Origin of the sequence: Coleofasciculus chthonoplastes PCC 7420, assembly GCF_000155555.1 — a bacterium.
Taxonomy (GTDB): domain Bacteria; phylum Cyanobacteriota; class Cyanobacteriia; order Cyanobacteriales; family Coleofasciculaceae; genus Coleofasciculus; species Coleofasciculus chthonoplastes_A.
In genome coordinates, this window is the sequence record NZ_DS989855.1 from 26,333 (window position 1) to 42,493 (window position 16,161).

Consider the following 16,161-nt stretch of genomic DNA (forward strand, 5'->3'; position numbering starts at 1 on the left):
CCAGAGGTAGGTTGGGTCGAGGAACGAGAGCAACATAAGCTAATACTCTATTGGGTTGAGCGAAGTCGAAACCCAACCTACTCACAGATCGCTATCTTAAAAGGTGTGTTTTAGCTTGGGTGGATAGGTAACAAATATAGCTTGACCTATCCAATAGCCTTTCATCTGATCAAATGTTAGGATTTGACGCCCGTAAAGCGGATTCCCCACGGTTACCGTTTGCGCTTTGGCATCAACCGATAATAGGGCGATGGCATGGTTAAATATTACGCCATCTACAGGTTCTTTGACGGTCAGTACAGCCGGTTGATCCACCGCAATTAAATCATCAATGGTTAAACCCCATTGATAGTTCGGCGCTAAACCTAGCTTTTCCATTGCCCGAATTGTACTTAATGAGTAAGTCCCTTTTCGCGTCGTATGGGTGAGTTTAACCACATCTCGTTCTGATAAATTCGGATCTAATCCCACTAATCGGGCTAGTGTGGCGATACTGGCTGGGGCGCAAGTGTGAGATGTGGTTTGGAGAACAACTCCTTCAATGACTAACGCTTCACTGGCTATCCCAGTTATGGGTAATGTGTAATACAGAATAATCACCAACGGTAGCATCATTCCCACGACGACTCCCAGCAGCAGACGTAACTGTCGGCGAGAACGTTGTTCGGACAACTCAATTGATACGACTAGCCCTAAGGTTAAGCATCCCAACGCCAGGATAATGGGCTTATGATAAGCACCGAGATATAAGCGAACAATTAAGGGTAGAAAGCGGTAAACATTGAACTGTACACCGAGAATAATCAACGTTGCAATTGTCGCGATCGCGAGAAATATGCGATTAATCTTGCGGCGGTAATTCTTTGGGTTGTTAGAGAGAGTGATTTGGGCGGCTAAACGGTTTCCCACAATTGCACCGCTACTGAGAGGAATCAGGCAAAACAGGGTAATAAATAGGATGAGATAGTGCGATCGCATTGCCCAAAGGGTTAGGGAAACCCCTAGGATATAAGCCGCGAGGAAAACTTTAAGCAATGTGATATGCGGTTTAAGCGGAAGTTTGAATAGACTGTTCATCGTTGTTTCGACAACAGCAGCTTTGATTGTTTTGAACGCAAAAATTGGAAGTGTTTCAACCTTTGGATTTCTTGCCCACTCTCCGTTACATTAGTACATAATGGGGCAATATTTGAGTGGGATACCTATAGGAATTAACCCGAATTAGTCAGGCTGAGAATCCCGACTTGTGGGGATTCTAACTCCCAACTCAAATAGGATGGCTATAGGGCGCGATCGCACTCACCAAAGAAAGCTGCTGTATGGGTAGTAAATCCGTGGCGAGTGGAGTCTACTTCGGTATATCTCCCACTGAGTTGGGGTTATGCAATTTTTGGGCTTTGGGATTGGTGACAAACACAGCATCACCTGTCCAATATCCGTTAATATGGTCAAAAGTTTTCACCTGACGCCCATAGAGAGGGTTGCCAACTGTTACAGTTTGTGATTCTGGATTGATAGATAATAGGACAACAGCATGTAAAAAGATGACGCCATCTACATCTTCATTGACACTGAGAACAGCCGGTTGATTCGTGGTAATTAAATCAGCTATAGTTAACTGACGTTGGTACTTTGGCGCGAGTCCTAACTGGCGCATTGCCCGAATTTCGGCTAAAGCCGTGGTTCCTAATCGACTCGTATGGGTGAGTTGAACCACATCTCGCTCTGATAAACTGGGGTCTAAGCCCACCCAACGAGCCAGAGTCGCAATGCTAGCCGGGGCGCAGGTATGAGAAGTGGTTTGTAGCACCACGCCCTCAACCACAAAAGGTTCGCCTAGCATCCCTGTGACGGGGAGTAAGTAATGGCTAAATATGGCTAATGGTAGTATCATTCCGATAACGGTAGCCATTAATAACGGTAGAGGTTGAGACATTCCTCGACCAAACCCCACGAAAAACACAACCAATCCTAAAGCAAAACATCCTAATCCGAGAACAAATAGGTTTAGATATTCTGCAATATAAAGTAAAATAATTGTCGGAATCCAGTGGGGTAATGGCAGATTTGTGGCAAAAATGGCTAAATCTGTAACCTTGACACCTTGTAGCAGAATAAGTGAAGCCAAACTCGTCGAGATCGCACCCATCCCAAATAGAATAATATACACCAGTCGCTGATGATGTTTAAGGGCTTTATCGATGGTATCCAAGGTAACGCCCTGCATCACCCAACGATGGGCTAAATTTGCACCAATAATGGAGGCGATGACGCAAACCAAGGCGATAAAGACAGTGTAGGAATCTGATTTGATTGCCCAAATCGTGAGGGATATCGACATCCCATAAGCAGCGAGAAATAAATGAGATGGTTTGATATACCGTACAATGTTTATAGAACTGTTCATTGTCTTTTCTAGAACAGCAGCCTTGATTGTCTCAAGCCCAATCGCACTCACCAAAGAAAGCTGCTGTATGGGTAGTAAATCCGTGGCGAGTGGAGTCTACTGCAATATATCTCTAGCCGAGTTGGGCTTATGCAGGTTCGTAGTAAGGGCTTGACGCTTAGATTCTGTTGGGTTGAGCGAAGTCGAAACCCAACCTACAATGATATGAGTGTCTCATGTCCGCGCCTACCGGAATAAGGGCGGGTTTTGTTGTTCATTTATCGGTGGGGAGGGCGGGTTTTGTTGTTCATTTATCAGTGACAAGGTAAGTTAGTGGCTAAACCCGCCCCTACAATTGACCCTTCACTGCGTTCGGGGGTATGCTGATGAATTATTGATTATTAATTATGACTGATGACTTTTCAATTGTAGTCCGACTACTTATTGTAGTAATGCAAAAGCAGACTACCCGCTTTATCTAAGGTTTCGCCAAAAGTAATAATTCCTTCTTCATGTCCCGCCATTACCAGAATCTTTTTTGCCATCAGATTCTCTTGGTCAAATAATCGCAGAATTTCTCGTGCCATTTCCGGAGTGCCGTAGGGACAATCTTGGGCGGTGGTGGGCACTTGGTTGATTAACTGCTGCCACAGAGGGAGATTGTGAACGTGAATAATTGCGTTAATTGTCGGATTTGCCGCATAGAGAGTGGCATGAGTTAACGCTTCCGATGAGGCTTGGATAGGTCCTGTACAGGTTAAGGAATTCTGGTCTAAATCAAAATCGGTGACAATAGTATAGTGATGTTCTGTTAATCGGGGAAGACTGCCTGTTTTTGTGCCAGAGATGATAAACTCACCAGAGGGCGTATAACGAATACTGAGATTACCAAAACCAATCCCATTTTCATACATACCGATTAGATGCAATTGATAGAGCTTATCGCGCCATTGATTAATTTCGGCAATCTGTTTATAGGGAAGTGGTTTTGTCTCAATCCAATGGCATTGATACTTAACGTAACCTTCATCGATCATAGTCTTTTATTCCTATCGTTATTGGTAATGAAGAGGGAACAGGGGAAGGGGAACGGGGAACAGGGAATAGGGAAGAGTGACAAAGGACAAAGAACGAATGACCAAACTGCGGTAGTCTAGAGTAGGTGACTCTTTATATTTGTTTGACGCGATCGCTCTATGTCCTCCACTGTTACCAGTCCTGCTCGCACGATTCGTATCGGTTCCCGCAAAAGCCAATTGGCTTTGGTGCAAACCTATTGGGTACAGGAACAACTACACAAACACTACCCGGATCGGGACTTTGAAGTCCAGACCATGAGTACCCACGGGGATAAAATATTGGATGTGGCACTCTCCAAGATTGGTGATAAGGGACTCTTTACCAAGGAATTGGAAGTAGGGATGCTGAATCAGGAGATTGATTTAGCGGTGCATTCCCTCAAGGATTTGCCCACTGCGTTACCAGAAGGATTAGTCTTGGGGTGTGTGACGGAACGCGAAAACCCCGCCGACGCCTTGGTACTTCACGCCAAGCACCAAGGTAAGCAACTGGATACGCTTCCCGAAGGTGCGGTGATTGGCACCTCATCCCTGCGGCGTTTGGCACAATTGCGCTACCATTTCCCCCATTTCACATTTAAAGATATTCGCGGAAACCTGAATACCCGACTCGGAAAACTGGATGCTGGAGAGTTTGACGCTTTGATTTTAGCCGCCGCTGGGTTAAAACGATTGGATATGAGCGATCGCATCCACCAAGTTATACCCTCGGAGATTTCCCTCCATGCCGTTGGACAAGGGGCGTTGGGCATAGAATGTCGGGGGGATGATCCAGAAATCTTGGATGTACTCAAAGCCATTGAACATTCCCCAACCGCACAACGGTGTTATGCAGAACGAGCATTTTTACGGGAACTCGAAGGCGGTTGTCAAGTCCCCATTGGCGTAAATACAGAGATCAAGGGAAATAATCTAATTCTCACGGGTATGGTTGCCCGTTTAGATGGGACAAGCTTAATTAAAGATACCGTGACTGGAGAGGCGACTGAGGCGGAAGCCTTAGGGGTTGAACTGGCTCAACTATTACGTCAGCAAGGGGCGCAAGAGATATTAGACGAAATCTTCGCTCAAATTCAGCGATAAGGTAGGGGCGCACCGACGTGCATCCGTGTCAAATTAAGACTTTGTATGACTAGCGCCCAAAGTTTAGATCCCCCTAAATCCCCCTTCAAAAGGGGGACTTTGATTAGATTCAATTTAGACGTCGGTTAATTTCCTCTATGTCGCGCTCTCCCCTAAACTTTTAGTTTCTGACTATAAATGTTAAGGTTGTGTATCAGAGGCGATCGCGACGACGAAACACAAATAAATTACCTGTTGCACCTCGCCCTACCCGAATTTCTGGATCGAGGTAGGAGGTTGTCCATAAAGCCTGATTGCGGAAGAATTCCCAGACAGGGATTTTCAGTTCTGGAAGGCTCCAGTTTTTCAGATTAAAGGGTTTGGTTGCTTGCAGGGAGAATGCATTAAAGGTAACATTGGCGGTGCGATCGGGAGTGTCCCACGTCCAAACGCCATCAGCCTGTAACCGCCACTCTCCTAGCAGAGGTAAGTCCAGAAATGCGCCATTAGAGGCAAAGATTTTCTGGGTATCGCCTGGGACTAAGGTTTGCCACACCCGTTTGATTGTTAGGGTTCCCCCCAAATCTGGAATTGATGTCAGTTGGCGGGTAACAACGGTTCCTCTTGAGGCGTAGATCAATTCCCAGTTACCGAGTAGAGAGGGGAGAGAGTCGGGGTGGAGTGGGTTGGGAATGGGATTAAGGTTTTCGAGCTGGTATACAATTTCATTAATTGGCTCTCCATTTGCGGGAAAGAGGGCTTGCTGTAGCCCTAATGCTTCTATTCGTTGCAGGAGTTGTGCTTTTGTTGATGACATTTCGGCTAATCTAAGTAGCTATTAACAAGAGCGGCAAAATTGATATTTTTTAAACTAATATATCCCTCTAGGTACTCTGGCTCAACTTCCTTGAATATCCCAGAATCATTTTGACAGGAAGGTATCCAGAAATTACTCTTAATCTCTAAATTCTTTAAAATATCATTGCCACCAAGAAATTGCTGCAATAGATATTCATAGACAAATTGTTTTCTGATACTTTCTTTTTTAAGATGACGGCGATTCTTAACATCGCGACAGTAGGCTAGGGATAAGTATTTTATGTCAATCACTTTCAAGGAGCATACTGTGCGGTAAAAATTTGTAAATTCATCAATTAATTCTTGTGTTGTTAATTTTGTTAGCCCACGTCTAAACAAGGAGTTATCAAATACATTGTCTTTATTAAAACCAAACTCATCCAATAAAAATTTCTCAAATTTACCTGGAGTAAAGATAGCTTTATTTAAAGCCACGTAAAAAACGTGATTTAGCCTAAATATCGTATCTAGCGATTTGAAACTTAACTGTTTAAGATCTATTTCCCAAAAGGAATAAAAATTGCTAGGCAATTGATTATTGATAATGAGTTGATTATTTTGATTCCTATAAACTTTTCCTAACTCTTCAAAAGTATGTTTATTTAAAGGCTGACCTTCATAAGCTATTTTCAAATCAACTTCAGCAAAATCATGTGACTCGAATTTAGTTGTATAGCCATAGTCATTCCATGTCTTCCCATTATATGATTGTTTTCTCAAGAAAATAGTATTTTTTTCTCTCCACCTAAATTCGTTGAAACCAGTAGAAAATATAACCGCATCTGGTACTAATCGCCTACCATTAATACTAAAGACATTAGCTAGAGCCAATATCTTGGTATTACTATTAACTAATGACACTACATCATTAGAGATAAATCTGGTATCTAAGTGCAAAATATATTCGGGTGATACTGTCTTTGCTAAGTACGTCAGGCACATGGACTCCCAAACGCTATAAAAATTATTTATTCCCCAAATTTCTCCTTCATCAGCTTGGGATAGCTTCCCATACAAAAATAACTCAATGGCATCGAAAAAATACCAGTAATCTGTATCTTTAAGGGCAGTGTTTCTATCAATTAATTCCAGTGCATCTTTAAGACGATCAACCGTTTGACTACTATACTCATCATGAAATAAGCCAGACTCGGCATCAATATACTTGTGCTTAAACCGTTCGGCTAAAGCAGCAACTTCACCGCTAATTTCTTCATGCAACTGCTGCTTAACCTCTACCAGGATGTAGCAGTACATACCAATGATATCAGTGGGCTGGTAATGCACCATCTGCCGGGGTAATGTCATAGCATCAATATATGCTGCGCCGTTATCCAGATACACCGCACGGTGTAGAAATGAATGCAGCTTGCTGTAGTCTATTTTCTCCGATTTTCCCAACCTATCAGCCAAAGACAATATTTTAAGCTCATCATAAGCGTTGAGAATAGAACCAATCAGATCTAACTTCGAGTAAAAAATATTCTCTTCTATCTCAACATCAGGTAAGCTGATTTGCTGAATACTTCCCTGATTTCTGATTACACCATCCCTATCCTGAGTTTTGATATCAGCTTTAAGATAATCTTTCTGGAGGCAAATTTCTTTGAAATGATTCAATATCCTATAAAACTGAAAAAACAAGTCTCGCTTGCTGTCGTAAGTAGTAAACAAGCTTGGATCAAATCCTTTAGGTAAAGAGAAGATTATCTGGGATTTTCGTCTTTCTATACCTACAAACGAATAGGCTTCATTAACCTCTAATTGCAATTCTTGAAAATCTATCATTATTCAAAAAATTGGAATATCGTATAACTTATCTTTCTACTCTACAGCAGGCACACTATCATGCATATATTTTATAAATTTTTTGGTATGCATAACGAAATCGGCATAAGTCGTTAAGTTTGTATCACTCAATGATTCTGTAAAAAGTTTTCCTAAAGGTCTTTTGTCTCTGGCAAATACACTATCCCACAAATAGAACATGACTTTATCTTTGACTTGATCTAGCGAAACTTTTTCATCATGAGGCTTAATAAACCACCAACCCATTTGTTTATCTTCTAATCTTCTAATACTTTGATGATGAGATTTGATAAACTCATTGATGCCTACAATACATCGATACCACTTTAGATGCTCACCATTATCTAGTTCCAAAGTTGCTTGGAATATGATAAGTGGGACTTTGTTATCTCTTATATCAGCCTTACTAGGAGCATCCACATACTCCCAATCCCAACGCCTCTTAAAAGCACTGTCTAGATAGTAAATTGACTCATCAGAGGTATTGATGGTAGCAAGAATGGATAAATTAGGAGGAAGGCTAATTTTATAATCCTTTAAATTTTTCAACATTCTTACTCTATCCCTATCCTCAGAATTGCTGCCTAATTTATTTTCTAATTCATGAAGAAAAAATTTTTCTAAAATTGTACCTTCTACCTGTATTTCTCGATCACCAGTAATATTAGCTTTATAGTCCATAGCATTAAACAAACCGACCAGTTCCAACTCAGATATATCTACCTCATAAGTTGACCAGCCATCATCTTCTCTATCTAATAACTGAAATATTGATCCAAAAATAGCAGCAGCATTTCCTCTATTCAATTCATCAATTACTAATAGATATTTTTCTTCGGGATTTTCAATTAAACCTCGATAGGCTTTACCCAATGCCTGTAGGAAATGTCCGGGATAATACTTGTAAACTACCGAATTGCCATACGTGTACGGCAATAGCTTGCCCACAAAATCAGAATAAGTATATTCAGGATGAAATACAGTTTTAACCGTATTCTTTAGGATTTTGGTATCTTCATCAAATTCTATACCTAGTTGATCCTGGGCAATCTCGCGCACCTGATAACTTTTACCCGTACCGGGACTGCCAAAAAGAATTTTTTGGATTGGTTTGTCTGAATTTCCCATAATCTCCAAATAAGGTTCTGAAAAAATAAATAAATTAGCCGTCTGTCTAATCTTTCCCTAGAACCAAAACCGCCGCTACGCTACTCCATGAAATACTTCGCCAGTATATCGGAGTCATGATTACCCACCTCTAGTAACTTCGACTCAAGATGTCTTTGTCGATTCTAGCCCAAAAAAAAGCTAGAGTAACAAGGTCAGCAGGTATTAAATTAGACAAATGGGGACACTGTATGTTGTCGGGACGCCAATTGGCAACCTAGAAGATATGACCTTCCGGGCGATACGCATCTTACAAACCGTCGATACTATCGCCGCCGAAGATACCCGCCATACGGGAAAACTATTGCAGCATTTTCAAATTAAAACCCCTCAAATCAGTTACCACCAGCACAATCGCCAGCAGCGCCTACCCGAATTGCTGAATCAGTTAACCACAGGAAAAACTATTGCACTGGTTACCGATGCGGGAATGCCGAGTATATCTGACCCCGGTTATGAACTCGTCCAGGGGGCAATAGAAGCAGGAATTACAGTGATCCCCATCCCCGGTGCTACGGCTGGAATTACTGCCCTCAGCGCCTCTGGACTCCCCACAGATCGATTTGTGTTTGAAGGCTTTTTACCCGCGAGTGGACAAGAACGCCAACAACGGTTAGAGGTGTTAGCGGCTGAATCGAGAACGTTAATTTTTTACGAATCGCCCTACCGTCTCCAGCAAACCCTACAAGATTTCGTCACTATCTTTAGTCCCTCTCGTCCAATCGTCCTAGCGCGGGAATTAACTAAGTTACACGAACAGTTCTGGCGAGGCACCATTGAAGAGGCGATCGCATACTACACTGACCACGAACCCAAAGGTGAATTTACCCTCATCCTTGCTGGCGCACCTGCTGAAACCCCCGTCCTCTCGGAAGCCGCCCTCAAAGCCGAACTCAGTCAACTAATTAATCAAGGACTTTCGCGATCGCAAGCCGCCCGTCAATTATCTCACCTCACCAATCTGCCGCGACGCCACCTTTACCAAATGGCACTATCGTTAACCGAGATCCCGTAGGGGCGGGTTTAGGGATTCAATGAACAGACACACTTTAAACCAGACAACGAAACCCGCCCTCTTCTTGGCGCTGAATTAAGGCTGGTGGGTTTCGACTTCGCTCAACCCACCCTCCGGTATATCAGACGAAGGACAAATGACGAATGACGAATGACATAAGACAAATAACTGAAAAAGACCATCAACTTGACAGATGGTCTTTTATGTGCTACAAATTTTGTTGTCGTTTTTGGAGGAAATCTGCTGCCCGTTCCCAAGCGCACAGCTTAAGATTTCTTTATATTTTTATCGTAACAGAGAATACGTTTTTTATCAAAATTTACATTCTTAACCAGAGATATCTGCCGTCCGATAGTGTTCAGCCTGTTGAGGACGCCCCCACACGATCCGTTCTCGCTTGTAAATCGCCATTCCCGGTTTAGCCCCCTTGGGCTTATAAACATACTTCGGCTCAGTATACACCACAGGCACCACATCACTCTGACGACCTCGACTATAATGGGCAGCTAAGTCAGCCGCAAACTGGAGATCTGCCTCATCCGCAACAGCCCCCGGATCTAAGCGTAATAAGACATGACTCCCAGCAATCTCCTGGGTATGAAACCACAAGTCATAATCCCCAGCCGTGCGAAATGTGAGCTGGTCATTTTGGCGATTGTTACGACCAATTAACAATTCAAACCCACTGGGCGTGCGGTATCGGTACGGTTCAGATGCTTCGGTGACATCCCGACTGCGTTGATCTCGAACATCCAAATACCCTTGCCCAATCAACTCCTCGCGGATTTCCTGTAACGCTTGCAAGTCTTCCGGCGTTGTGTAGCGATCAATCTGAATTAAGGATGCCTCAACCTGTTCCAAATACTCAACTTCCCCTTGCACCTCTTGCAGTAACGGTACAACCGCCAGACGCGCCCGTTTCAGCTTTTGATGACGTTTATAGAGGGCTTGAGCATTTTGCACAGCATTTTTGTCGGGATCGAGGGAAATCGTCAACGGTTGATTGGTTTCAAAATCCAGAACTGTTATCTGGTTCATTCCCGGTTGCCAATCTTGCAGATGCGCCATCAATAAGTCAGCTTGTTGACGATACTCATCCGCCTGTTCCGATTGCTGTAACCGTTGTTCAAAGCCTAACGCCTTGGAGCGCGATCGCACTAAAAAATTGTTGACTTTCTGAGTCAGTTGGTTATGCAGTCGGCTAAACTCTTGTCGATTCAGTTGGTCAGTATAGTAATGATGCAGTAAAACCTGGACATTTGGCGCAGGCTTAACCACACCCCAACCCAGCACATTATATCCATCCTCAGTCCAACCCGGTTTCATTGTGTAGGGGCGGGTTTGATTATTATCGTTTGTTGTCACCCCGATGTGACTAAACCCGCCCCCAGCTTCCCCAACCAGGGCGGGTTTAGTTAAGTGATCAGTTTTCTCCAAGACGTTATCTGTAAAACTCGCCCCTACAACTTGACCCCACTTCTCCAGCGCCCACAGCCATTCTTGCCAACACTGAAATAACCGTTGCCAATCTTCTGTCTTTAACGTTTCCGTGGATTGGTTGGGATCTAAATCAGCCGCTTGGATCATAGAACGCACCAAAGCTGGACTTAATCCCCGATAACTTTTAAGTAATTGCCGTTTTAACGCTCCGGGAACTAAGCTAACTCGTTCTTGCCAACGCTCCTGGGACTCACTTAAACTGGGTAAATCCCCCAACAATGCTGGCGGATGTTCGTAAGGCTGACCCGTTTGAATCGGACGGACACTCGATTGCTGAGAACTCACCTGATGGGCGGCGGTGACAATGATATTTTTATCATCTGTAAGGATAACGTTACTATATTTACCCATAATTTCTACATACAGATGCCAGAGAATCGGATCTCCGGGGCGTCGGGCAAATTGCAAGTCTAATACTCGCTCCCAAGGGGCAATGAACTGAATCCCGACTAGCGCCAACCCATTTAACTGATGTCGCAGTTGATCACTAAACGTAAACGTATCCGGTAGGCGAGGCGGCGGATCAGCCAAGCAAATTCGGGCGGCTTGGGGATGCCAAGCCACGGTCAACCATCCTCTACCCTGAAGCGTTCGTAAGCATAGAGCAATAGTAAAGCGATCGCGCTGATAAACCTTTTCCAGTCGTCCTGGTATCCAACCCGCTTGTAACTCTGCACAAGCGGCTGTCAAGGTCGTAAAGTCAACCTGTTGCATGTCTTCGTGATGGGTGTAACGGTGTCTCGTATAAATTGGTGTCCGTTGTCCTCTGACTATCTACTCAATAGCCGATGACAAGTAAGCCGCATTTATGGCAAGCAAATCTACTCTTTTTTTAGCGTCAACCCGAAAATTCAGGTTTTCTGTGCAATTTAACCTTGTAAGCCTAAATTTTTGTAGATAACATTGAAATCAAATCCCTCGTAATCGCTCCTCAAGCGGCTTTTGCCGTTATTTTTTCATGGACATTCAACTGATCAATATCGGTTTTGGTAACATTGTTTCGGCAAACCGTGTCGTGGCAATCGTTTCTCCAGAGTCTGCTCCTATTAAGCGTATCATTACAGATGCTCGCGATCGCGGACAACTGGTTGATGCAACGTATGGGCGGCGCACTCGAGCTGTCATTATTACCGATTCTAGCCATGTCATTTTATCAGCGATTCAGCCAGAAACGGTTGCTCATCGCTTTGTCATTGGCAAAGATGGGGCAACCAGTACCAATTAACTCGACAAGAAACCGATGATCAAACCAGGCAGACTGATTGTAGTGACAGGTCCAAGTGGCGTGGGGAAAGGAACTCTAGTCCGTTTACTCTTGACTAGACATCCGCAACTGTACCTATCGATTTCCACTACTACCCGTCAACCCCGCCCTCATGAAGTGGAGGGACAACATTATTATTTTGTCAGTCAGGATACGTTTCAGCAGATGGTCAGCGCCGATGAGTTATTGGAATGGGCAGAGTATGCGGGAAATTATTATGGTACACCCCGCAAACCCGTAGAACAGCATATTCAACGGAGTGAGTCTGTCCTGCTAGAAATTGAACTAGAGGGAGCAAGGCAAATTCAACAAACCTTTCCCACCGCCTTGCGTATCTTTATTCTGCCTCCCAATGTAGCGGAACTCGAACAGCGCCTTCGGGGGCGGGGTCAGGATAGTGAGGAGGCGATCGCGCGACGCCTAGAACGAGCCAAAGCTGAAATCGAGGCGGCGAATGAATTTGATGTACAAATTGTCAATGACAACCTGGAAGAGGCACTATCGAAGCTAGAAGCAGCTATTTTTTGAGGGGCGGAGTAAATGGGAAGATGAGGGAGATGAGGAACACCTCGACTTACTTCGGACTTCGGCGTGAGCGCTCAGTCGAACGCTTCGCTCAGTAACACGCTCGGTGTGTCAGATGGGGAAGATAGGGAAGATGGTGTAGGGGCGGGTTTCACTACTATCGTTGGAAAGGTGCGTTACGCTACCCTTCGGGAACGCTTCGCGAACGCTAACGCACCCTACACCCGCCCCGACTTTACGTAGCTTGCTTCTCAAGGGAGCGAGTATGACGAAGGACGAATGACGAAGGACGAATGACAAATGACGAATGACAAATAACAATGCCAGTATAGAAGAACCAATATCAGGGGCATCACGATAATCTCTCACCATTGAAAACCGCAGGTAAGCATGCAGACTCAATTAAATACCCCTGTACTCGAACAATTGATTGATTCACTTCAATCCAGTTATTCGGTGGAAGAGGCATGTACAACTATTGAACCCTTAGTCCAACAGCTTTTTCCCGATGAAATTGGGGCGATTTTTGTCATGAACTCCTCAAAAAACTTACTGGAGGCGATCGCGACTTGGGGTTCTATCCCGTTGACGAGCGATTCGGTCTTTTCGCCCCACGAATGCCTAGCATTACGACGCGGACAGGCTAATTTGGTGGATGACACCCAGTATTGTTTAAACTGCCAGCATATTCGCGCTAATTCTCCCGCCGTGGAAACTTTTTGTGTTCCCATGATTGCCCATGGAGACACGGTGGGTTTGTTGTCTGTCAGTTCACTTCAACGGGGGCGAATTGCCCAAACTCGACAATTAGCAGAAAGGGTAGCGAAGCATATTGGCTTGGCATTAGCTAACTTAAAACTGCGAGAAACGCTGAAAACCCAGACGTTTCGAGATCCGCTGACGAAACTTTATAACCGACGTTACCTGGAAGAATGCTTTGAACGAGAAATCCGTAAGTCTCAACGTCAACCCAAGCCTATCGGGGTAATTTTATTGGAAATTGATGAGATGGAACAGTTAAATCAGCGATTTGGCAAATCTGTAGCTGATTTGCTGTTGCGCGAGATTGGGTTGTTATTACCCAGCCAAGTTCGGGCGTCTGATATTGCCTGTCGTTATGGTGGTCAACAATTTCTCCTACTCTTACCAGAAGCCGCGTTAGCCGTCACCCAACGACGCGCTGAACAACTGCGACAGAGTATTCAGCAACTCAGCTTAGACTATCGCGGTCAATCCCTGGGTTCTCTGACCATTTCTGCGGGGATAGCCAGTTTTGCTGAACATGGTAAGACGGCAAAGGAAGTGCTACAAGCGGCTCATATCGCCCTGAATTTAGCAATTACTGGAGGGCGCGATCGCATTGTCACAGCATCCTGATTACCTTGCTCAATTCAAAAGTTATATTGTAGGGGCGGGTTTAGGTATTTATAAAACTCGGTTAATCATAACGTATCAACAAAACCCGCCCTTAAGCTGTTATGCATTTAAATTGGGTATTAGTAGCGAGCAAGATGCAAAGCCTGCGGCATGGCTTCGCTTAACGCACTACAAGGCTTTCAACCTTATTGACATTAAGGTTTAAATGCCCAACAGCTTATTCACCGTCTTCCCCCGCTTCCCCCGCTTCCCCCGCTTCCCCCGCTTCCCCAGCTTCCCCTACTCTCCTGCTCCCCTGCTTCTGGGATAACATGATCGCACAATGGTTAAAGCCGCTACTCCTAGCGTGACTAGCACCATACCCACGACTTGAGGAACTGTTAATCGACTTTGAATCAGAATCCAAGCCAAGAGTGCGGTTAAAATCGGTAACGTAGCCCCCAAAACAGAAGCGCTAGCTGCACCGCTTCTGGCAATTCCCATGGTGTTGCAGACATAACTAATTAGAGTAACACCGCCTAAAACCAGACCACTAATCACTAGATTTGAACTTAAACTCGGCGCAAATACTACACCCCACGATGCTGGGAAGGATATCATTACACCCAAGGCAGAAAATATCAGAACGATGGCTAAGTTCAGCAACAGAATTGGCATGGGATGAAGCTGTTTTGCCAAATTTTGCATCAGCATTAAATGTAGGGCAAAGGCGATCGCCGCCCCTGACGCCAGGGTAACACCGAATTGTGACAGTTCCCCGCTACCACTGGGTAGAGTCGTCAGCACAAACCCAGCAATTACCATCGCGAAGGGAATGAAGTGACTCCATCGATTAAAGCGATCGCTTAAGAGTAATAGCACGATGGGATAGATAAAGAAAATAATCACAGCCACACCGGGCGCAATGATTCCTAATCCCCAATACAGCAATACTTTGGATAAGAAGAGGAAAAACCCGCTACAGAAGAGAGTACCGAATAAACCCCAATTGCGCGATCGCAGAACCTGTTGAATATCTCGCCACACCCCCCGATAAAATCCCCGACTCAAGATTGCCATCAGAGGTACAACTACCAACATTCGCGACCATAGTATCAGTAAGGTATTTCCTAACGTCGGCATCCAAAAACCACCGTAGGGGCTTGGTAACCAAGCCCCTACTGGGAATCCCACAATCGCTGTGGCATTAAAAATAATATTGACAAAAACGTTTTCAAATGCTATTGCTAGCAACGATAACAACACCAGCACTAACCCAACCCACTGTTTCCCCGTGGATTGTTTTTGTGGGCGTCTTTGAAACTGGGTAGGTGGAACAACAGGTAAAGGTGATTCAGCAGGGGATCTGACGATTTCGCCCTGATTGGAACGAGGAGAAGATCCATCCTGATCCGGCGCTGGTAACGTTAGAGGATTAGGGGCGGCGGGAGGAATTTGAGAACGGGGTTCAAAGGTAGAGGATGGGGGAGGAATTTCAGCTTTGAGTCGATTCACCAGTGTCTCTAGAATCACCTCGGCTTGTTCCTGGAGACTGTACATCTGGCTCAACTGTTGAGACATTGAGCTTTGATAGCTATTCAGATCCTGTTGCAGGGTTCTAAATGTAGTTCTCAGCGTGTTATCTAAAGAAGCCACTAATTCCTGGATAGTTTGCTGATGATTTCCCACCGTCTGATCAATGGATAGTCTTTCTGAGGATTGGGCAAGTTGTTGGAGTTGCTGGCTGAGTAAATCTTGCAATTGGTTGGCAAAGGCTGGGGCAATATCAGACGTCAGTGCTGGCGGTTGAGTCAAGTGCTGCTGTCGTTGATCGTGCAGCGTTTTAATTTCCTCGCTTAACTGGGCTTTCTCTTGTTGTAGCTGTTCAATCTCCTGAGTAAACTGGGTCATGAGACTGTGACGCAACGTCTCTATGCCCTCAATACTCTCGGTCATGGATTGCAAGAGATCGGCAGCTTGTTGTTCTCGATTCTCCCCGTTGTCCGGTTGATTGTCTAGTTGCCCCATTTCCAATACCACTCGGTTAGTCTATGCCTTGCAGTAATAAGTTCACTGCTTTGAGTCGGATGTTGAATTTTAGCATAATCGGCGAGAAACCTCACGGTCGAATCTTTGATTG

At 44.6% G+C, this 16,161-nt stretch carries 13 protein-coding genes; 5 read left to right on the forward strand and 8 right to left on the reverse strand.

What is annotated here, in order from left to right; translation table 11 throughout:
- Positions 1–96 precede the first annotated feature (96 nt).
- The 3 genes from MC7420_RS20270 to MC7420_RS20280 all read right to left on the reverse strand — a co-directional run bounded on the left by MC7420_RS20270 (position 97) and on the right by MC7420_RS20280 (position 3,423).
- Complete coding sequence (locus MC7420_RS20270; protein ID WP_052307520.1) at positions 97–1,077, reverse strand: hypothetical protein; 981 nt, start codon at positions 1,075–1,077, stop codon at positions 97–99.
- Positions 1,078–1,348: 271 nt separating this feature from the next.
- A complete protein-coding gene (locus MC7420_RS20275) occupies positions 1,349–2,407 on the reverse strand; it encodes a cysteine peptidase family C39 domain-containing protein (RefSeq protein ID WP_006102800.1) in 1,059 nt (352 codons plus the stop codon).
- A gap of 416 nt (positions 2,408–2,823) precedes the next feature.
- Positions 2,824–3,423, reverse strand: coding sequence for a class II aldolase/adducin family protein (locus MC7420_RS20280; RefSeq protein ID WP_006102639.1), 600 nt, complete (start codon positions 3,421–3,423; stop codon positions 2,824–2,826).
- Positions 3,424–3,582: 159 nt separating this feature from the next.
- Here MC7420_RS20280 and hemC point away from each other — a divergent pair, with 159 nt between their 5' ends.
- The gene (gene hemC, locus MC7420_RS20285; protein WP_006102681.1) at positions 3,583–4,548 is read left to right on the forward strand and encodes a hydroxymethylbilane synthase; all 966 of its coding nucleotides are present in this window, start codon (positions 3,583–3,585) and stop codon (positions 4,546–4,548) included.
- 193 nt (positions 4,549–4,741) lie between these two features.
- Here hemC and MC7420_RS20290 read toward each other — a convergent pair whose 3' ends face one another.
- From MC7420_RS20290 to MC7420_RS20300, 3 genes are read right to left on the reverse strand one after another with little or no spacing between them, the layout of a single operon-like run.
- Positions 4,742–5,344, reverse strand: a complete 603-nt coding sequence (locus MC7420_RS20290; RefSeq protein ID WP_006102698.1) for a PAP/fibrillin family protein — start codon at positions 5,342–5,344, stop codon at positions 4,742–4,744.
- Between the two features lie 5 nt (positions 5,345–5,349).
- A complete protein-coding gene (locus MC7420_RS20295) occupies positions 5,350–7,173 on the reverse strand; it encodes a hypothetical protein (RefSeq protein WP_044208561.1) in 1,824 nt (607 codons plus the stop codon).
- Between the two features lie 36 nt (positions 7,174–7,209).
- Positions 7,210–8,322 (reverse strand): AAA family ATPase, encoded by a 1,113-nt coding sequence (locus tag MC7420_RS20300; RefSeq protein WP_006102715.1) that lies wholly within the window; start codon positions 8,320–8,322, stop codon positions 7,210–7,212.
- A gap of 217 nt (positions 8,323–8,539) precedes the next feature.
- Between MC7420_RS20300 and rsmI the strand changes: the two genes are divergently transcribed.
- Positions 8,540–9,376, forward strand: a complete 837-nt coding sequence (rsmI, locus tag MC7420_RS20305; RefSeq protein ID WP_006102755.1) for a 16S rRNA (cytidine(1402)-2'-O)-methyltransferase — start codon at positions 8,540–8,542, stop codon at positions 9,374–9,376.
- A 327-nt stretch (positions 9,377–9,703) separates the two neighbouring features.
- Here rsmI and MC7420_RS20310 read toward each other — a convergent pair whose 3' ends face one another.
- Entirely contained in the window at positions 9,704–11,590 is a 1,887-nt protein-coding gene (locus tag MC7420_RS20310) for an Rqc2 family fibronectin-binding protein (protein WP_006102753.1), read from the reverse strand.
- Between the two features lie 244 nt (positions 11,591–11,834).
- Here MC7420_RS20310 and remA point away from each other — a divergent pair, with 244 nt between their 5' ends.
- The 3 genes from remA to MC7420_RS20325 all read left to right on the forward strand — a co-directional run bounded on the left by remA (position 11,835) and on the right by MC7420_RS20325 (position 14,042).
- Positions 11,835–12,101, forward strand: a complete 267-nt coding sequence (remA, locus tag MC7420_RS20315) for an extracellular matrix/biofilm regulator RemA (protein ID WP_006102648.1) — start codon at positions 11,835–11,837, stop codon at positions 12,099–12,101.
- Between the two features lie 15 nt (positions 12,102–12,116).
- A complete protein-coding gene (gene gmk / locus MC7420_RS20320; protein WP_006102635.1) occupies positions 12,117–12,668 on the forward strand; it encodes a guanylate kinase in 552 nt (183 codons plus the stop codon).
- Positions 12,669–13,055: 387 nt separating this feature from the next.
- Entirely contained in the window at positions 13,056–14,042 is a 987-nt protein-coding gene (locus tag MC7420_RS20325) for a GGDEF domain-containing protein (protein WP_006102714.1), read from the forward strand.
- Between the two features lie 279 nt (positions 14,043–14,321).
- On the opposite strand, the gene MC7420_RS20330 is transcribed toward MC7420_RS20325, so the two are convergent.
- Entirely contained in the window at positions 14,322–16,049 is a 1,728-nt protein-coding gene (locus MC7420_RS20330) for an EamA family transporter (RefSeq protein WP_044208566.1), read from the reverse strand.
- Positions 16,050–16,161: the final 112 nt, after the last annotated feature.